Origin of the sequence: Parafrigoribacterium soli, assembly GCF_040227235.1 — a bacterium.
GTDB lineage: Bacteria > Actinomycetota > Actinomycetes > Actinomycetales > Microbacteriaceae > Parafrigoribacterium_A > Parafrigoribacterium_A soli.
Genome location: NZ_JBELNZ010000003.1, coordinates 381,977 through 399,894, shown reverse-complemented (window position 1 = coordinate 399,894; position 17,918 = coordinate 381,977). Strand labels below are relative to the sequence as shown.

Here is a 17,918-nt window from a genome sequence, read left to right as displayed (position 1 = left end):
CGGGAGCCGCGAGAGATGGTCGAATCGATTCGATCGAATCGTTTCGACTAAGCTACCAAACCATGGTGAACGTGGCAAACGATGAGCGGCCTCCTTCCCGCCCCACACTCGCCGCAGTGGCAGCGCTCGCAGGAGTCTCCACCTCCACCGCCTCCCTCGCCTTCAGCGGCTCCGGTCCCGTGTCGGCCGCGACGCGAGAGCGGGTGCTCGCCGCCGCCGCTTCCCTCGACTACGCGGGCCCCGATCCGCGAGCCCAATCGCTGCGCCGCGGCCGCTCCGGCATTGTCGGCGTCGTCATCGAGGATCGCCTGAGCGACGCCTTCCGCGACCCCATGAACATCGCCATGCTCGACGGTCTCGCCGACGAGACCGGCGCGATCGGCTCGGGACTGCTGCTGCTCACCGACACCGCCGACGGTCAGGTCAGCATCGAGAATGCGCCGGTCGACGCGGTTGTGCTGGTCGGATGCAGTACCCGCCTCGATTCCGCCGTGGCCATCCTGCGGCAGCGCGGCATCCCGCTCGTCGCGGTCGAAGCGGAACCCATGGACGGCGTGCTCGCGATCGACCTCGACAATCGCGAGGCGTCGCACGCCCTCGCGGGGCACCTGAGCGCGCTCGGTCACGAGCGGGTCGCGATGGTCGTACTTCCGCTTGACCCGAGCCGCGAGCGCGGAACGCTCACCGCGGAACGAGAGGCCGCGAGTTCCGGCTACACCGCATCCGCCCGCATCGCCGGAGTGCGCGAGGTTTTCCCGGACGCCGGCGGATGGGTCACGCGTGGCAGCCTCACCGAGGAGGGCAGGGTCGCGGGACTTGCGCTGCTCGGCGGGGCGGATGGGCGCCCCACCGCAATCATCGCCCAGAGCGACCTGCTCGCCCGCGGCGTCATTCTCGCCGCCGAGGAGCTCGGCCTGAGGGTTCCGGAAGACGTGAGCGTCGTCGGCTTTGACGGGGTGCGACTTGATGGGATGGGCGACCGCGATCTCACCACGATGGTGCAGCCCGCGGTCGAGAAGGGTCGCGCGGCCGGGCGCGGAATCGTTGCGCTGTTGAACGATGAGCCGGGTGTGGCCGAGCGGTTCACGAGCGTGTTTCACCGCGGTAACACGACGGCGCCGCCGCGCGCCTGAGCCGCGCATCGTCGGTCGGATGCGCGCGGCGCTCAGCGAGTGCCGACGACCATCCACCTCGCGGTGCGGGCGCGCAGCCCGAGCGTGACCGCCCTCGCGCCGATGTAGCCGAACGCGAAGGCCGCCATGAGCCAGGCCAGCGCGGGTGATCCGGGCTGCGACCACACGATCACCGCCCAGGCGAGCGGCACGAAGACGGCGACGTTCGCTATGCCCGTGATCGCGAGGTAACGTGCGTCCCCGGCGCCGATCAACACTCCGTCGAGCACGAAGACGACGCCGCAGAGCGGAACCGAGGCGCCGAGAACGACCAGGGTCCAGGGCAGCAGCGCTGCGACATCCGCGGAGCTCGTGAACAGCCCGCCGAGCACCGCGCTCGTCGCGATCACGATGAGCCCGAGGACGACACCGCACAGTACGCCCCACTCCAGGCACCGCCGAAGCACCGCGCGCACCGCGTCGAGATCGATCGCGCCCAGCGCGCGACCGACGAGAGCCTGGGCTGCGATCGCGAGCGAATCCAGCGCGAATGCGAGCGTTGCGAAGAGCGTCATTGCCACCTGGTAGGCCGCGAGCTCGTTCGAACCGAGCGCGGTCGCCACGAACACCGCGAGCAGCATCGCCGCCCGCAGGCTCACGGTGCGCAGAAACAGCCAGCCGCCCGATGTCGCCCCGAGCGCCATGCCCGCACGCTCAGGTCGGAGCCGCGCACCCGTCGCACGCGCATGGTGCATGACCACGACGACGTACACCGCCGCCATGCCCCACTGCGCGACCACGGTGCCGAGCGCGGAGCCCTCGAGCCCGAGCCCCAGACCATAGATGAACAGGAAGTTGAGCGCGATGTTCGCGGCAAAGCCGACGCCCGCTATGTAAAGAGGAGTGCGCGTGTCTTGCAGCCCGCGCAGCAGCCCGGTCGCCGCGAAGACGAGGAGCATCGCCGGGAGGCCGAGCATCGACAACTGCAGGTAGGCGACGGCACCCGCGGTCACCTCGAGCGTTGCCCCGAATGCGGCGATGAGCGTGGGCGCCGCCACCCACCCCGCGACGCCCAGCACCACGCCGAGTGCGAGGGCGAGCCAGGCGCCGTCGACCCCGATGGACACGGCGCGGCGACGATCGCCCGCACCCAGCCAGCGCGCGACGGATGGCGTGGTCGAGTAGGCGAGAAACACCATGAGTCCGATCACGGTCTGCAGCACCGCGCTCGCAAGGCCGAGCCCGGCGAGAGGGGTCGCTCCGAGATGCCCGACCATGGCGGAGTCGGCGAGCAGAAAGAAGGGCTCCGCGATGAGTGCCCCGAGCGCGGGCACCGCGAGGCGCAGGATCTCGCGATCGACGGGACGGGGGCTGAAGATTCCGATGTTCGACTCTATCTAGCGGCAAGCCTCGCAACCGGGTCTGGACGGAGGCTATACAAGTGTGTAGCCTGCTATACATGCGTATAGCGAGCGACCTCCACGAAGGTGACCTGACCACGCGCGCCAGGCTGCGCAATGCCGCCGTTGAGGTCTTCGCACTCCGCGGATTCAGCGCATCTGTGCGTGACATCGCCGCCCACGCCGGGGTGAGCGCGGGCCTCATCACCCACCACTTCGGCTCGAAGGAAAAGCTACGCGAGGAATGCGACGCCGAGGTGCTGCGCCAGTATCGCGCCATCAAGGGCGACAGCATGGCGACCTCGCCGACGCAGACGATGTCGCTGTTGGCCGAGCTCGACGACTACGCACCGATGCTCGTGTACATCCTGCGCAGTGTGCGTGATGGGGGCGCGGCCGGGGTCGCGTTCCTCGAGAACATGATCGAGGAGGCCGTGGCCTTTTCCGAGGAGGGCGTCGCGGCAGGCGTAGTGCGGCCCAGCAGGGATCCGCGCGCCAGGGCCCGCTATCTGGTCACGTCGAGCCTGGGTGGACTCCTGCTTCAGCTCACACTCGAGCCGAGCCTTCAGCTCGCCGACATCGGACCAACCGTTCGGCGGCTCGTCGAGGAGATCACGCTGCCCACGCTCGAGATCTACACCGAGGGTGTGCTCGCCGATCGTCGCTACCTCGACGAATATCTGCGCTATCGCACCGGGCCACCGGGTGCAGAGCACTCGCCCTCGTCCGCCAACACATCACCGGAGACCACATCATGACCACCTCACTCGCCGTCGACGTTCGCGGCCTCGAAAAGAATTTCGGCCGGGCGCGAGCCCTCGACGGGCTGACCCTCCAGGTCGGCACGGGAACGGTTGCCGGCTTTCTCGGGCCGAACGGTGCGGGTAAGTCCACGACCATCCGCATCCTGCTCGGTCTGCTTCGAGCGGATGGTGGCCACGCCACGCTGCTCGGTGGAGATCCGTGGCGCGACGCCGTCGAGCTGCATCGGCGCATTGCCTACGTCGCGGGCGACGTGACGCTGTGGCCAAGCCTCACGGGAGGTCAGGCGATCGATATCCTCGGGGCTCTCCGTGGCGACCACGACCGCAAGCGCGTCGAGACCTACCTCGCACGGTTCGATCTCGACCCCACGAAGAAGGCGCGCAGCTACTCCAAGGGCAACCGGCAGAAGGTCGCCCTCGTCGCCGCATTCGCCAGCCGCGCCGAGCTGCTCTTTCTCGACGAACCGACGAACGGCCTGGACCCGCTCATGGAGGGTGTCTTCACCGACTGTGTCAGGGAGGCGCGCGACGAGGGCCGCTCGGTGCTGCTCTCGAGCCACATCTTCGCCGAGGTGGAGAAGCTGTGCGACACCGTCACGATCATTCGCGACGGCCGCACCGTCGAATCCGGCACGCTCTCCGAGCTCAGACACCTGCAGCGCTCGACCGTCTCCGTGACCCTGGGTGGGGATCCCGGCGGGCTCGCCGCGATCGAGGGGCTGCATGACCTGGTGACGGATGGCGCGCGCGCCACGTTCACCGTCGACAGCGCCGCCCTCCCGAACGTGCTGGCCGCGCTCGCCCCGCTCGCACCGCGCGAGCTCGTCTCCACTCCTCCATCGCTCGAAGAGCTGTTCCTGCGGCACTACGGGGTGCACGCGGACGCATCGGGGGCGCGCTCATGACCACGACGACCTCGGAGCGGGTCGCGGCCCCATCCACGGTCGGGGTGAGAGGTCACAACCGTTACGCCGGACTCGGCCTCATGGTGCGGTTCATCCTGCGTCGCAACTGGCTGCGGATGCTCATCTGGCTGGTCGTGCTGGCGGGCATGGTCCCCGTCGTCGTCGATTCGCAGCGCGAACTCTTTCCCACCCAGGCCGCACGGGACGCCTACGCTTCGGTCGCGAACACGCCCGCGATCGCCGCGCTGACCGGGCTTCCCTACGCCGCCGGAACACTCGGCGGCATCCTGAACATCAAGCTCTGGATGACCGTGGCCGTGGCGCTCGCCTTTGCCGTGATCTTCCTGGTCACCCGCAACGGCCGGGCGGAGGAGGAGAGCGGCCGCACCGAACTGCTGCGCGCCGGCGTGCTCGGTCGGCACGCGTACTCGCTCGCCAATTGGCTCGTCGCGTGTGGCTTTGCCGCCGCCATCGGTCTGGCCTCCGCGGCTGCGGCCATGAGCCAGAAGCTTCCCGCGGCCGGCGCGCTGCTCATGGGCGCATCCTTCGTCGGTGTCGCGTTCGTCTTCGTGGGCGTCGCCGCCGTCGCCGGGCAACTCAGCAGGACCAGCCGCGGTGCGAACACCCTCGCCTCGGCTGTGCTCGCCGTCGCCTACCTGATTCGGGCGGGCGCCGACGTGGGAGCAGAGCACGGCAGGGCGAACTGGGCTACCTGGCTCTCGCCGATCGGCTGGGCGCAGCAGACGCGGTCCTATGGCGAGAACCTGTGGTGGCCCCTCGTGCTCTGCGTCGCCGCGACCTTCGCGCTCTGTGGCATCGCGCTCGCGATCGAGCGTCGCCGCGACCTGGGCGCGGGCATCATTCCCGAGCGCGTCGGACCGCGGGCCGCATCAGCTCTCCTGCGAACACAGTTCGGACTGAGCCTGCGCCTCCAGCGCGGATCGATGATCGGCTGGGCACTCGGCATCGTCGTTTTCGCGCTCTTCTTCGGGGGCGTCGCCACGGCGATGGCCGACCTGCTCTCCGCGGACAACCCGATCGCCCAGGCGTTCACCGGCAGTTCGAAGAGTGTGCTGGATGGCCTGCTCGGCTACTTCACGATGGCGAACGCCCTGCTCGTGGCCGCCTTCGCACTGCAGAGCGCGGACACCATCCGATCGGAGGAGTCGGACGGTCGGGCCGAACTGCAGTGGGCGTCGGCGATCTCCAGGGTGCGCTGGGCCGCGACGCGGATGGCGATTCCCGCCGTTGCCTCCTTTATTCTCCTCGCCCTCAGCGGCGCCGCCATCGGCGCGACCTTCGGCGCCGCGATCGATGACCCGTCCCAGGCAGGCCGCTTCGTCTGGGCGTCCCTCGCCTACTGGCCCTCAGCGCTGCTCGTCGTCGGCGTCGTGATGCTCTACGCGGCGGCGATCCCGCGGGCCGCCGCCACCGCTACGTGGGCGCTCTACGGTGTCGCAGTGATCCTGTCGATGTTCGGCGACCTGTTCGGCCTGCCCGACTGGGTGTCGCAGAACACGCCGTTCACCGCGATTCCCCGACTCGGGACGGAGTTCACGGCCTGGCCGCTGATCGTCATCACCCTGCTTGCGGTGATCGCGGCGTGGGCAGGACTGGCGATCCTGCGCCGCCGCGATCTGACCAGCGCGTAGCGGACGAGGGCCTCGATACGGCGGGCTCCTGCGTTGCGCGCTACTCGATCCGCGGACTACGCCGGTCGCGTAGCGAGGTACGAGCGTATCGAGACCCTGTGACTCATTCTTTCTGCTGGGCCTCTAGTCGCGCCGTGTAGTGCATGGTGCCGTCGAGTCGCTCGGCCTGCCGCTCGTGGGACTCTCGCAGCAGCACCCAGCCGTCGGCGGCGAGCTTGCCTGCGGCGCGCGGTTGACCCGCGTCGGCCAGGGCGCGGCAGGCGTGCGCGAGCACGCGGGTCAGACCGTCGACCACATCCTTCGGATCGCCGGCCTCGACATCCGAGTCGTCGTCAGCGTGATGGTGATCGTGCTCAGCCGACACGGCGGATCGCCACTCGCCAGGTCACGGGGCCCTCTTCGAGGTAGTTCCACTCGTAGCGTCCCGGCCACAGCGACTCGCTCTGGTAGCGCAGCGGCAGCGGGTCGTGGTCGTTGACGATGACGAGGACGCCGTCGGGCTCGAGCTCACCGAGCTTGCCGAAGATGATGTTGTGGCGCGCGCCGTGCGGCAGCGTGCGTACGTCGAGATCGGTGGACTCGGGCGATGCGTCTGGCATAGAGATCTCCTGGTTCGAAGGGCACGCGAGGATCGCGCTATTTAGATGATAGAACTCCTCCAAAAGAATTGCGCTACCGAAGTGCCGGGAAAAACAGTGGCCGGGCGCGCTCTGCACCCGGCCACTGTTCTGATTCCACACCTTCCCTGAGCTCGTCGAAGGGCCACCTCGGCGAACTCCAAGCGCGGCTACTTTCGCACCGGCTCCGCCGTGTTGTCGTCGCGAGGTGCCGCAACCGTGCTGACATCCGTGCCGCGCAGCCTGCCCAGCAGGTTCATCAGGTGGTAGACGACGAGCGCGGCCACGGTGCCGAGGATGATGCCGCTGAAGCTCGCGCTTCCGGCGTGCAGCGTGAAGTCGGCGATCGCGATGATCAGGGCGACACCGGCGGTCAACTGATTCTTCGGCTTGCTGAAGTCGACCCGGTTCTCGACCCAGATGCGCACGCCGATGATTCCGATGAGGCCGTAGAGCGCCGTCGTCACGCCGCCGAGCACGCCCGGCGGGATGGTGAAGATGACCGCGCCGACCTTGGGCGAGAGGCCGAGCAGGATGGCCACGATGCCGGCGACCCAGTACGCCGCGGTCGAGAAGACGCGGGTGGCGGCCATGACGCCGATGTTCTCGCCGTACGTCGTGGTCGGCGAACCGCCGCCGATCGCGCTGATCACGGTGGCGAGGCCGTCGGCGAAGAGCGCGCGGCCGATCACCGGGTCGAGATCGCGCTCGGTCAGCTGCCCGACGCCCTTGACGTGTCCGACGTTCTCGGCGATGAGCGCGAGCACGACCGGCAGGAACATCAGGTAGATCGGGAAGTGCGCGAAGTTGAACGACGGCGTGATGAACTCCGGCAGCCCGATCCAGGCCGCCTTCTCAACGCCGCTGAAGTTGATCTCACCCATCAGCACCGCGGCGAGGTAGCCGACCACGACGCCGAGCACGATCGAGAGCCGCCCGATCATCCCCTTGAAAAGGACGGTGATGAGGATGATGGCGAGCAGTGTGATCACCGCGATGAGCGGCGACTTCTCGAAGTTGGTCTTCGCCGCTGGTGCCAGGTTGAAGCCGATGAGGGCCACGATGGTGCCGGCGACGATCGGCGGCATGGTCGCGTTCACCCAGCCGATCCCCGCCACGTGCACGATCACGCCCACGATAGCCAGCAGCACACCGACGACGAGGATGCCGCCGAGCGCGACGCTCTTGCCGTCGGACGCCACCGCCGCCGTGATCGGCGCGATGAACGCGAACGACGAACCGAGATAGCTGGGCAGCTTGTTCTGCGTGATGATCAGGAACAGCAGTGTTCCGATTCCCGAAAACAGCAGGGTCGTGCTCGGGGAGAAGTGCGTAATCAGTGGGACAAGGAACGTCGCGCCGAACATGGCGACGACGTGCTGGGCTCCGAAGCCGATCGTTCGCGGCCAGCTCAGCCGTTCTTCGGGTAGAACGATTTCGGATGCGGCGACGTTCTTGCCGTCTCCGTGCAACTTCCAGGGGAGTGCCATCAATGCTCCTTCTCGTTGGGTAGGTCTTGCCAGAGAGTATTGCCCGCCGGCCCCTCGTCGCCAGTGGCGCGCTCAAGAGCCGGCTCGACCGCGCCCGCCGCAGAGCATTTAGGCTGGGTCCATGAGCCCAGACGCAGCCTCGAACCGACACGACGACGCGAGCGAGGATGCGAGGCTCAGCGCCGGCATCGACGCCCGGGAACTGGACCCCAACATCCGCCCGCAGGATGACCTCTTTCGCCACGTGAACGGCAAGTGGATCGACCGCACCGCCATTCCGGACGACAAGGCGCGCTACGGCTCGTTCCACATTCTCGCCGAGGAGGCCGAAAAGGCCGTCCGCGACATCATCGTCGAGGCGCAGACGGCGGAGCCGGGCACCGAGGAGCGCAAGTTCGGTGACCTCTACGCGAGCTTCCTCGACGAGGATCGCATCGAAGAGCTCGGCGCTGAACCGCTGAAGCCGCTTCTGGCGCAGGTGGATGCGATCACCTCCGTCGACTCGTTCCTCAGCACCCTCGGCACGCTAGAGCGACAGGGCACGAGCGGCTTCTTCCAGCTCTTCGTCGACAACGACCCGGGCAACCCCGAGCGCTACCTCGTCTTCCTGGAGCAGGGCGGCCTCGGCCTGCCCGACGAGTCCTATTACCGCGAGGAGAAGTTCGCCGACATTCGTGCCGCGTACCTACCCTTCGTGCAGAAGATGCTCGAGCTCGCCGGAGTTCCGGATGCCGCTGGCCGCGCCGTGCGCATCGCCGCACTTGAGATCGAGATCGCCGCGCAGCACTGGGACAACGTGAAGACCCGTGATAGCGAGGCGACCTACAACCTCACCACGTGGTCGGAGGTGGCGGCGGGTGAAGGGGCCGCTCTCAACCGCTGGCTCGACGCGCTCGATGTTCCGAGCGGTGCGCTCGACGAGCTCGTGGTGCGCGAGCCGAGTTTCGTCGATGGTGTGCGCTCGCTCATCGAGCCCGGCCACCTCGAGGCCTGGACGGACTGGCTGCGCTGGCAGGTCATCCGCTCGAACGCCGCCTACCTGTCGAGTGAATTCGTGGCGACCAACTTCGACTTCTACGGCAAGACGCTCACCGGAACGCCCGAACTGCGCGCCCGCTGGAAGCGCGGCGTCTCGCTCGTCGAGGGCGCGATGGGCGAGGCGATCGGGCGCATCTACGTCGAGCGGCACTTTCCCGCGGCGGCGAAGGCGAGCATGGATGTGCTCGTCGGCAACCTCATCGAGGCGTACCGGCAGAGCATCCAGAGCCTGCCGTGGATGACGGAGGCCACCCGCGCCCGCGCTCTCGAGAAGCTCGAGAAGTTCACCCCGAAGATCGGCTACCCGGTGAAGTGGCGCGACTACTCGTCGCTCGAGATCGACGCCGCCGACCTGCTCGGCAACGTGCGCGCGACCAACGAGTTCGAGTTCCAGCGCGAACTCGGCAAGATCGGCAAGCCGCTCGATCGCGACGAGTGGTTCATGACGCCGCAGACGATCAACGCCTACTACAACCCGGGCTTCAACGAGATCGTGTTCCCCGCCGCGATCCTGCAGTACCCCTTCTTCGACGAGACGCGGGATGCCGCAGCCAACTACGGCGCGATCGGAGCGGTCATTGGCCACGAGATCGGCCATGGCTTCGACGATCAGGGATCGAAGTACGACGGCGACGGCAGACTCACCGACTGGTGGACCGAGGAGGACCGCGCGGCGTTCGAAAAGCTCACCGCCTCGCTCATCGCGCAGTACAACGCGCTCGCCCCGCGGCAGATCCCCCAGCATCACGTCAACGGTGCTCTCACGATCGGCGAGAACATCGGCGACCTTGGCGGCCTCGGCATCGCCTGGAAGGCCTATCTCATCTCGCTCGGTGCATCCACGCTCCCTGAGCCTGTCGAAGGGGCGAGCGCTTCGACAAGCTCAGCGACCGAGCCACCGGTCATCGACGGCCTCACCGGCGCCGAGCGCTTCTTCCTGTCCTGGGCTCAGGCTTGGCAGCAGAAGAGCCGCGATGAGGAGGCCATTCGGCTGATGTCGATCGACCCGCACTCGCCCAACGAATTCCGCTGCAACCAGATCGTTCGTAACATCGACGAGTTCTATGAGACATTTGCAGTGACCGAAACCGACGAGCTGTGGCTCGACCCGAGCGATCGCGTGACTATTTGGTGACCATCCGAGACCAGGAACGTCGCGAGCGCATCCGCGCCCCGCGACTGGGCCGTCATCGCGGAGCCGATGGAGTGGAGAACTTCACCGGTAGCTTCACCGTGCTCGGCCACCTGGCCTACGGCGGTGCGCAGGTCTCGGCCAACGTCGTCGACCTGCAGAGCGGGGCGACCCTGCTCTCGATCGACGACCGGATCGTGCTCCCCACCGCGGGCATCGGCAAGGTGCTCCTGCTCATCGAGGTCTCGGCGCGCATCACCGCGAGGGACTTCGCCGGTTACGGCATCCTCGACAAGACCCCAGCGGATGCCGTAGGCGCAGGCGGTCTCTGGCAGCACCTGCAGGCTCCCGCGCTTCCCGTCTCCGACCTCGCTGCACTCGTGGGTGCAACGGGCGACAACCTCGCCACCAATGTGCTCCTGCGCCAGGTGGGCCTCGACTCGGTGCGTGCGCGGGCGGAGTCGCTCGGACTCGCCCGCACGGCACTCCTCGACCTGGTGCGCGACAACCGCGGCCCGGATGATGCGCCGCAGCTTTCGGTTGGATCGACCGCCGAACTCGCGTGGCTGTTCTCCGCTCTCTACCGAGGCCGCGTCGTTGACACCGTCACGAGCCAGCGCGTGCTCGGGTGGCTGTCACTACACTCCGACCTATCGCTCGTCGCCAGTGCCTTCGGCCTCGACCCGCTCGCGCATCGATCGATCGATCATGGCATCCAGTTGGTCAATGTCACGGGAACGGATACCGGGGTGCGATCGGAGGTCGGACTCTTGCGGGGATCGCGCACCGCAGTCGCTTACGCCGTGACGATCCAGTTCACGGACTCTGCGCTGCAGGCACGGCTTCGGGTGATCGATGCCATGCGAACCATCGGCAGTGATCTGCTGGAATACGTGCACTGAATCCACCCCCTTAAAGAGGTACTTGTCCGCAGAAGGGGGGACAGATAGAGTCGTCTGCGGCACTAGAGCGTACGAAACCCGAATCGTTGCGCTGACCCCGACTGTGTCATCGAGTACATCTGGATTACTGCATGTCGCTACCCCGGCGGCTTAGGAACGTCAGTCATTCCCTGCGTTCCTACGCTTTTCCCTTGTCGAAAGGCCACAATGCCTCGCGCGGCCTCACGCTGCGCAAGGCTGTGGTGATGTCCACTGCCGTGCTCCTGACCGGGGGCATGACGCTGGCGGGAGTTTCTGCGTCTGCGAGCGCCGAGACGACGCCCGTGCCCCCCTCCGCAGTCATCACCGCGAGCGACGCGCCAATCGCGACGCCCCCGTCGGCGGTCGCGCAGAGCTGCGGCAGTGACGGACTCCTGGTGGATGGGTACATCGTCACGAACGGCACCGCCGAGATCAGCTACACGATCGTCGGTACCGCCCCGGGTACCTACATCAACATCCCGAATGCGCCCGCGAAGTCGGTCGTGCCCCCCGGTGAGTACCGGGTGACGGTCGCGGCGATCGGTGGCGCACAACTCGCCGGAGACACCGGCCCGTGGCTTCGCACCGTCGAGCCCTACGCTGGCACCTGCGAGCCGCAGCTCCCCTCCCATCCCGACTGGGAGGCTGATGCAAGCGCCACCAACCAGACCTGTGGCGTCAGCGGCGTAACGAGCGGCAGCGTCACCGTCGCCCTGGTGCAGGAGCCCGGGTTCGAAGATCGTGTGCAGTACTTCATCGGAACGACGGAGCTCACCGCCAGCCGCACGGAGATGGCGCCGGGCACGTACACCGTCACGGCAAAGCCACGAAATGCTGGCGACGGGGTGTACCCGTCGTCATGGGTCGTGACAGTCGGCGCCGCCGCCGGAGCGTGTAGCAGTCAGCTCGTGACGCTTCCATTCACGGGACCGAGTGACCGTGCCGGCTTGTTCCTCTGCGCCCTGTGCCTGCTTCTCGGTGGCATCGCGCTCTATGTCCTCAGTCGCCTGCGGGCACGGGTGAGCTGAGTCGCACCGTTCCTCAGGGACGACGCAGTTCGTAGACGCGCACGGCCGAGTTATCGAAGATCCGCAGGAATGCGGAGCTGTCGCTGACGCTGGACTCGATTCTGTCCATCTGCGCCGCAGAGAGCAGTTCGTGGTTTCGCGCATACGCCGTCTGGGCGTCGGAGAAAATCAGGTACAGGTGTGGAACGTCGATCTGGTTGAGGTATTTCGCGATCGTCTTCCCGGTTATTTTCGACGGCTTATCGCCGATTGGTGACGACAGAAGCGGTGTTCCGGATGCCCAGCTGTTGAAATACGAATAGTGCGGCCCGACGACAAGTGGGAAGTTCCCAACGATCTGGACCGCACCGTCGTTCGGGGAAATGTGCTTGTCCAGCCACTGTGCTGCCTTCACCTCCGATGACGGAACGGCGTAGTCGGCCTCAGGTTGGAAGTACACGGTAACGAAGAGCGTCGACATGGCGACGAAGGCCGCAGTTAGACCCAGTACGAGGCGACGGGGGTGCGCGGACTTTGACCAGAACAGCCACGCGATACCGATCGCGTACCAGGGAGCCCCGAACAGAAAGACCCTAAGACGCCCTTCTCCCCCGTAACTCTGCCCGAACAGCGCCATGATGGGGGCTACCGCCAGCCACGCGACCATGATGGTCGTGCCCGTGTTGCCCTGCTGGAGGTTGCGTATCCACCCCGCTGCCGCGAGCAGCACCGTGATGATCGACAGTACCGTCGCCGCGCGCGCACCCAGGATCGCGGCATCGGTGATCCGCACTGCGGCCGTGGGCGTGTAGCCGACGTTTGCGAACAGGTCGAACCCGCTGAACAACCCATATTTGGACTGAATGAAGTCAAGGTTGGGAAGCAGGTAGAGGAGCGGGATTGCGACCAGTCCCACGCCAAGCCATCGGGGCCGGATGTACCCGATGAAGATCAGCGGCAGGAGGCCGAGAATTGCCAGGTACGGCGTCAGTTGATGGCTGGCCGTAATGATCGCCTGAAGAATCAGTACCGCCACTATGCAGGCAATCCGTAGCCGGTGTCGCAGTTTCTCTTGGCTGAGCGACCAGGGATCGGGAGCGGGAACCGACCGGTTCTTCTTCTTTTTGGAACGTGCGTACTTGGTGGAACTCGCTCGCGTGAAGGCTCGACTGAGGGGCTTTTCGAACCGAGAGATCCACGCCTGGGGTGTGCTTCGCAGGAACGTCATGACAATCAGGCACATGGAGAGGTAAAGCATGTAGGCGAAGGCCTGCGGGGAGTAATAGTTCTGGTTGACCCAGTTGCAGAGGGAGAAGGCCAGCGCGGCCGTCCACGACATCTTGGGATTTCTCGTCAGAGCGCGCGCGATTCCGAATACGAGTGCTGCGTCGATGAGCGCGAAGAGAGGCTCCGCCCAGGTCGCATACGAGAGCGGATCCCGGTAGCCGGCGATGCGACCGAGGAACGCGCTCACCGTGAACATTCCGGGCCAACGATTATAGATATCGATCGAGGGGTCGACGTGACCGAACGCATCGATGTAGTTCGTGACGGCGAGGTGCTTGTAGGTCCAGACCAGCCGAGGCGAGTTCTCGATGAGATTGGCAGAGCCGTACAGCATTGCGATCAGAACGCCGACTCCGATGACCATGTACCAGCGGGGGAACGTGGTGCGGGTAACCAGCATCCAGATGCAGAGGCCGAGCATGAGGGCCACCGCGATGTACCAGGTCACGGGCAAGGCCGGAAGCAGGCCCCACTTGCCCAGATCGCTCACGTCCGTACCCATGAGCGATGTTTCCCAGAGAACTATGGCGATAATTCCGACCACGGCGGGAATCAGGGCGAAAAGATGCGCCTTCGAATCTCGCGCGGGAGCGGCCGCGAGCTCAGAGCGTTTGAGGATCGGGTGCCCGATGCGCGGGGTTGCAAAGATGAAGGCCGAAGCGGCCAGCAGCGTGACGACGGCAACGGCCTGAGGAGCCCACAATCCCGTCCATGCCATGATCAGACTCACTACCGCGGCGAGTGCCATGCCGGTGATGATGGCAACGAACAGGCGCGCTTCAGGGCTCTCGAGAGGCGCGACCCGAGCGCAGATCCAGCCAGGGAGCAGGAACCATACGGTCACGATGAAGAGCCCGAACACCGGACCGCCGAGGTTAAGGATGACGAGCGCCGCCGCCACGACCCCGCTGAGCGCGAGCGCGAGCTCGAAGCGACGGCTCGTCAGCCACATGCTCTGGTGCGGTTCATCCGTCCCCGGCGCACCCTCTGCGAGCGTGGTCATCGCCATGCGCCTTCTCCGGTCATCTGCTTCTTACAGTCGCTGTGATGGTGGGTTTGTCGCGCTAGAGAAAGTCGCGAGCGAACTTACGAATCGCCGTCCAAAGACCATCGTTGCCGATCGGCTAGCGACTTGCCAAGTCCGTCGACTCGATGCGTCGCTCGCGCACTCCAGCCACTCGAATTTTTTCGGACCGCCGCTGCGCCAGATACCGGATGGGGCCTCTGGCGACCGAGAACAGCTCGAGCCATCCCACGCGGGAGACTTCGCGATCCCATTCGTCGGGCTTTCCCTGAGGGGCGGTCGCCGTGGCGGCCGGTTTGCGCCAGGCGAGGGAGATGAGCCGTCCGACTGCGTGGGGGCTTCGCACCGCGGCCATGCCTGCGGTCCGAGGACTCATTGCCAGCTTCATGAGCCACGCACCGAGCCCGGTGCCGTAGCCCCTGGCTTGAACGCGAAGCGCGGCAAGGTCGTCTCGGTGCCGATGCCACACGACCGCCGATGGTTGGGTCACCAGCGTTCTTCCGTCGAGCAACACTCGGGTGAACATGTCAAGGTCTTCTCCGCCGCCCGTTCGCGTACCGACACCGAGTGCAACGTCGAATCCGCCCAGCGTGAGCGCGGCGCTCCGCCGGAGAGCGAAATTCGCGCCGGTGCCGAACTCCCCGATCGAGAACGGGAACATCGGCAGATCGGCAGGCGGGCGCGCGAGGGAAAACGTGCGCGGCACCAAATTCTTGGACCAACTGACGCGACCGTCGAAGTAGTTTTGCGTGCGCGTGCGAAGTTCCCCGCTCGGGACGAGCCCGGTGACGCAATCGACGCCGGGTGCACGCTCGAAGCCCGCTGCCAATTCGGTCAGCCAGTGTGGATCCACAATCACGTCGTCATCGGTGAAGGCGACGAATTCGCCGCGAGCGGCGTGGAGACCACGGTTGCGAGCGTGAGACAGTCCGGGCACGGGCTCCGTCGCGATGGTCACCGCTGGCAGATTGAACTCGTTCCGCACCAGGTCGGCAGTCTCGGTGGTCGCCGATGCGTTGTCTACGACGAGGATGTCGAAGTGCGGGTAGTCGAGGTCGACAACGGCTCTCAATGCTTCGCGGAGTTGAGACGCGCGATCCCGGGTGCAGATGACAACCGTGAAGGTGGGGCTGCCTGTCGCCGCCGCGCGCGGTGGGGACGGTGGGAGCGATGCCATTTCCCGTGTGACCGCCGACCCGTCGATGAGGCCATCGGGGGACACCGGGACCTCGACGAACCCCCTGACGAGCGAACCGTCCCGGATCAACAGGCGAGCGCGACTGTAGCCATCCGCACTGTGAAGGCGAATTTTCTCCTGTTCGGAAACACGAGCGGAGTCCATGCTGCCCACCCAGCATGCTGCGGGCCATTCCGGACCCTGCTCGCTCGGCATCGCGGGATACAACTCAAGTACTGGCACTCTGTGGCCCTATCTTGGTCAAGGTTGCGTCCTCCGTCAGCTCGCGGCCGCGTCACCCGTCGAGACTATCGAAGCGGCAGTCGAGACACGGGTGATTCCGTAAACATACCCGCACGCGGCAGCGGCAAGAGAGAGGACGATGGCAAAGGCGGACGCCCAGCGCAGGTGCACCAACTCGCGCACCACGGCGCGGGGAAGAACTCGCACGGTGTAGCTCCGCTCACTTGACAGGGCATCCTGGCGTCCGAGATCGCGGCTCAGTGCAGCCTTGGAAACTCCTTCAAAAAAGCAGCGTCTGCGCAAGTAACGCCACGTTGTGCGATCCGGCGTGACCCGATGGTGAACAATACTGCGCGGCTCGAAGATGACAGTGTTGCGCGGGTCCAGCTGGCGCAGCTTGATGCACGCCTCTGTTTCTTCTCCGCCGAGCGGAATCTGACCTATTCGACCGGTGTTGACGTTGAATCCGCCGATCTCGAGAAGCAGCTTCCTGTTGAAGAGCATCGAACAACCGATGACGTTGCGCACTTCGGTGCGGTGCTTCGGTTGTCCTTCATAGGTGCATCCGACCACCCAGAGCAGTTCTGGCGGCAGAGTGCGCGACGGCTTGCCGGCAGGCCAGACGGGGATTGCGGCACCGCCCGCTCCCACGACGTTGTCGCTCTCGAAGCAGTCAACGAGCAGCCTGAGCCAGTCATCGGCGGCGGCCGCGTCGTCGTCGAGAAAAGCGACCAACTCGCCTGACGCCGCTTCCAGCCCGGTGTTGCGGCCGCCAGACAGCCCTTGCTGATGACCGTTCTGGATCACCGTGACATCGCTCGACGCCCACTTCTCCCGAGCGCGATCGAGAAGCTCCGGTTGATGATCGATAACGACGATGACTTCCGTCGCTTCCGCTTGCGCGCTCGCCGAAGTCACCGCCGCAACGAGGTCATCCCAGCGACGAAGTGTGTACGCGCAGATGACGACGCTGACCGACGGGTGGTCGATCACGCTGATTTAAGTGACAGGTCCGTGGACTTGCTCGAATTGCGGAGGGAGTGTGCAGGGCGTGCCGAGACAGCGCTGCGCGACGTCAGCACGCGCGGACGCTCGTGCAAGATCGTGCGAAGGACGCGGAAACCGTCGCTGATCGCGTTCAGGTTGCTGACGCCGAAGATGCGCAGCTTCTCGACGCTCGGCACCTCCGTGACAGTGAGATTCGCGGCCTTGACGCGGCAGGTGAGCACGGTCTCGATCTCGAATCCATCGCCCCAGTGCATGCGGCCGTCTTCGAGTTTCGGGAGGGAAACATCCGGCAGATCGAGGTACGGAATCACGCTGGTCCAGAAGGCGTTGTAGCCGTAGCACAGGTCGGTGTACCGGGTCTTGAGCAGAACGTTCGTGAGGAGGTTCAGACCGTAGTTGCCGAGCCTGCGGAAGAGAGTGATGTCCTCGCTTCCGCCGCCGACGCAAAAACGACTGCCCTTGGCGACATCCGCGCCGGCCAGGAGTGCGTCGACGAACGCGGGAATCTCTGCCGGGTCGGCAGAACCGTCCGCGTCGAACATGACGAAGATGTCGCCGGTGACGGCCGCGAAGCCACACGCAAGTGCATTGCCCTTGCCGGTGCGGGTCTGCTGGATCACTTCGATGTCCGGCATCACCCTGCGCGCTGTGGCAACGGTGTCGTCGGTGGAGTTACCGTCAACCAGAATCACCTGGTGGACCGGGGGCAGCTCAGAAAGAATTATTTCGAGATTTCTGGCTTCGTTCTTTGCCGGGATCACGATGGACACTCGCGGCAGGGCGCGCTGATGCAACTGAATTATTTCGGGCATGACACTATTCCGTTCGGGTCGGGGGTACTACTTGGTCGACTGGGTAGGACGACCAGTCCTGACGAGTCGGGGTAAGCGACTCAAGTGTCAGGACAGCCTTCAGTGTAGGGCCTCGGCGAGTTGGATAGCAAGCCGTTCAGGCGACGGGGCGATAGGATGTGACCGGCCGGGTTTGATGGCTGTGGAGGCTTCATGGCCAGGGGCCAGAGCCCTCCCTGCGTCACAACTCTCAAGGAGTGATGGGTCTTCGTGAAGAAGCGTTGGGGGTCTTGGGCGTGGCAACGGGAGCGCGGCGGCGAGCTGCGGTGTAGGTGCGGGCACGAACGT

Annotated in this window: 15 protein-coding genes; 7 read left to right on the top strand and 8 right to left on the bottom strand. The window is 65.9% G+C overall.

The annotated features are described in order from the left end of the window. Positions 1 to 62 precede the first annotated feature (62 nt). Entirely contained in the window at positions 63 to 1,133 is a 1,071-nt protein-coding gene (locus tag ABUA37_RS10160) for a LacI family DNA-binding transcriptional regulator (RefSeq protein WP_407075368.1), read from the top strand. Positions 1,134 to 1,165: 32 nt separating this feature from the next. Here ABUA37_RS10160 and ABUA37_RS10155 read toward each other — a convergent pair whose 3' ends face one another. Then, positions 1,166 to 2,446 carry an MATE family efflux transporter gene (locus ABUA37_RS10155; RefSeq protein WP_349899080.1) on the bottom strand — a complete coding sequence of 427 codons (1,281 nt, stop codon included), beginning with the start codon at positions 2,444 to 2,446 and terminating at the stop codon, positions 1,166 to 1,168. 125 nt (positions 2,447 to 2,571) lie between these two features. On the opposite strand from ABUA37_RS10155, the gene ABUA37_RS10150 reads away from it, so the two are divergent. The 3 genes from ABUA37_RS10150 to ABUA37_RS10140 are packed head-to-tail and all read left to right on the top strand — an operon-like array spanning position 2,572 to position 5,833. Next, complete coding sequence (locus ABUA37_RS10150) at positions 2,572 to 3,270, top strand: TetR/AcrR family transcriptional regulator (protein WP_349899079.1); 699 nt, start codon at positions 2,572 to 2,574, stop codon at positions 3,268 to 3,270. Further along, positions 3,267 to 4,181 (top strand): ABC transporter ATP-binding protein, encoded by a 915-nt coding sequence (locus ABUA37_RS10145; RefSeq protein ID WP_349899078.1) that lies wholly within the window; start codon positions 3,267 to 3,269, stop codon positions 4,179 to 4,181. Before ABUA37_RS10150 ends, ABUA37_RS10145 begins: the two co-directional genes overlap by 4 nt. After that, positions 4,178 to 5,833, top strand: coding sequence for an ABC transporter permease (locus ABUA37_RS10140; protein WP_349899077.1), 1,656 nt, complete (start codon positions 4,178 to 4,180; stop codon positions 5,831 to 5,833). Before ABUA37_RS10145 ends, ABUA37_RS10140 begins: the two co-directional genes overlap by 4 nt. 103 nt (positions 5,834 to 5,936) lie before the next feature. Here ABUA37_RS10140 and ABUA37_RS10135 read toward each other — a convergent pair whose 3' ends face one another. From ABUA37_RS10135 to ABUA37_RS10125, 3 genes are all read right to left on the bottom strand, one after another. Beyond that, positions 5,937 to 6,197, bottom strand: coding sequence for a hypothetical protein (locus tag ABUA37_RS10135; protein WP_349899076.1), 261 nt, complete (start codon positions 6,195 to 6,197; stop codon positions 5,937 to 5,939). Beyond that, positions 6,187 to 6,432, bottom strand: coding sequence for a DUF2249 domain-containing protein (locus ABUA37_RS10130; protein WP_349899075.1), 246 nt, complete (start codon positions 6,430 to 6,432; stop codon positions 6,187 to 6,189). Before ABUA37_RS10130 ends, ABUA37_RS10135 begins: the two co-directional genes overlap by 11 nt. Positions 6,433 to 6,620: 188 nt before the next feature. After that, the gene (locus ABUA37_RS10125) at positions 6,621 to 7,940 is read right to left on the bottom strand and encodes a uracil-xanthine permease family protein (protein WP_349899074.1); all 1,320 of its coding nucleotides are present in this window, start codon (positions 7,938 to 7,940) and stop codon (positions 6,621 to 6,623) included. Positions 7,941 to 8,061: 121 nt separating this feature from the next. Between ABUA37_RS10125 and ABUA37_RS10120 the strand changes: the two genes are divergently transcribed. The 3 genes from ABUA37_RS10120 (at position 8,062) to ABUA37_RS10110 (ending at position 12,061) form a co-directional block, all read left to right on the top strand. After that, the gene (locus ABUA37_RS10120; RefSeq protein WP_349899073.1) at positions 8,062 to 10,113 is read left to right on the top strand and encodes a M13 family metallopeptidase; all 2,052 of its coding nucleotides are present in this window, start codon (positions 8,062 to 8,064) and stop codon (positions 10,111 to 10,113) included. Beyond that, positions 10,110 to 11,012, top strand: coding sequence for a serine hydrolase (locus ABUA37_RS10115; protein ID WP_349899072.1), 903 nt, complete (start codon positions 10,110 to 10,112; stop codon positions 11,010 to 11,012). The genes ABUA37_RS10120 and ABUA37_RS10115 overlap by 4 nt, the downstream gene beginning before the upstream one ends. 191 nt (positions 11,013 to 11,203) lie before the next feature. Then, positions 11,204 to 12,061 carry a hypothetical protein gene (locus ABUA37_RS10110; RefSeq protein WP_349899071.1) on the top strand — a complete coding sequence of 286 codons (858 nt, stop codon included), beginning with the start codon at positions 11,204 to 11,206 and terminating at the stop codon, positions 12,059 to 12,061. Positions 12,062 to 12,074: 13 nt separating this feature from the next. Here ABUA37_RS10110 and ABUA37_RS10105 read toward each other — a convergent pair whose 3' ends face one another. The 4 genes from ABUA37_RS10105 to ABUA37_RS10090 form a co-directional block, all read right to left on the bottom strand. Further along, positions 12,075 to 14,330: a hypothetical protein gene (locus ABUA37_RS10105; protein WP_349899070.1), complete on the bottom strand. Its 2,256-nt coding sequence runs from the start codon at positions 14,328 to 14,330 to the stop codon at positions 12,075 to 12,077. Positions 14,331 to 14,451: 121 nt separating this feature from the next. Then, entirely contained in the window at positions 14,452 to 15,528 is a 1,077-nt protein-coding gene (locus tag ABUA37_RS10100) for a glycosyltransferase (RefSeq protein ID WP_349899069.1), read from the bottom strand. Positions 15,529 to 15,807: 279 nt separating this feature from the next. Next, positions 15,808 to 16,764 carry a glycosyltransferase family 2 protein gene (locus ABUA37_RS10095; protein ID WP_349899068.1) on the bottom strand — a complete coding sequence of 319 codons (957 nt, stop codon included), beginning with the start codon at positions 16,762 to 16,764 and terminating at the stop codon, positions 15,808 to 15,810. Then, the gene (locus ABUA37_RS10090) at positions 16,761 to 17,591 is read right to left on the bottom strand and encodes a glycosyltransferase family 2 protein (protein ID WP_349899067.1); all 831 of its coding nucleotides are present in this window, start codon (positions 17,589 to 17,591) and stop codon (positions 16,761 to 16,763) included. The genes ABUA37_RS10095 and ABUA37_RS10090 overlap by 4 nt, the downstream gene beginning before the upstream one ends. Positions 17,592 to 17,918 lie beyond the last annotated feature (327 nt).

What these genes read in the sequence shown, in the direction of transcription:
- ABUA37_RS10160 (WP_407075368.1), top strand. Translation starts at nt 63, where the DNA reads ATGGTGAACGTGGCAAACGATGAGCGGCCTCCTTCCCGCCCCACACTC.
- ABUA37_RS10150 (WP_349899079.1), top strand. Translation starts at nt 2,572, where the DNA reads ATGCGTATAGCGAGCGACCTCCACGAAGGTGACCTGACCACGCGCGCC.
- ABUA37_RS10145 (WP_349899078.1), top strand. Translation starts at nt 3,267, where the DNA reads ATGACCACCTCACTCGCCGTCGACGTTCGCGGCCTCGAAAAGAATTTC.
- ABUA37_RS10140 (WP_349899077.1), top strand. Translation starts at nt 4,178, where the DNA reads ATGACCACGACGACCTCGGAGCGGGTCGCGGCCCCATCCACGGTCGGG.
- ABUA37_RS10130 (WP_349899075.1), bottom strand. Translation starts at nt 6,432, where the DNA reads ATGCCAGACGCATCGCCCGAGTCCACCGATCTCGACGTACGCACGCTG.
- ABUA37_RS10125 (WP_349899074.1), bottom strand. Translation starts at nt 7,940, where the DNA reads ATGGCACTCCCCTGGAAGTTGCACGGAGACGGCAAGAACGTCGCCGCA.
- ABUA37_RS10120 (WP_349899073.1), top strand. Translation starts at nt 8,062, where the DNA reads ATGAGCCCAGACGCAGCCTCGAACCGACACGACGACGCGAGCGAGGAT.
- ABUA37_RS10105 (WP_349899070.1), bottom strand. Translation starts at nt 14,330, where the DNA reads ATGACCACGCTCGCAGAGGGTGCGCCGGGGACGGATGAACCGCACCAG.
- ABUA37_RS10100 (WP_349899069.1), bottom strand. Translation starts at nt 15,528, where the DNA reads ATGGCATCGCTCCCACCGTCCCCACCGCGCGCGGCGGCGACAGGCAGC.
- ABUA37_RS10090 (WP_349899067.1), bottom strand. Translation starts at nt 17,591, where the DNA reads ATGCCCGAAATAATTCAGTTGCATCAGCGCGCCCTGCCGCGAGTGTCC.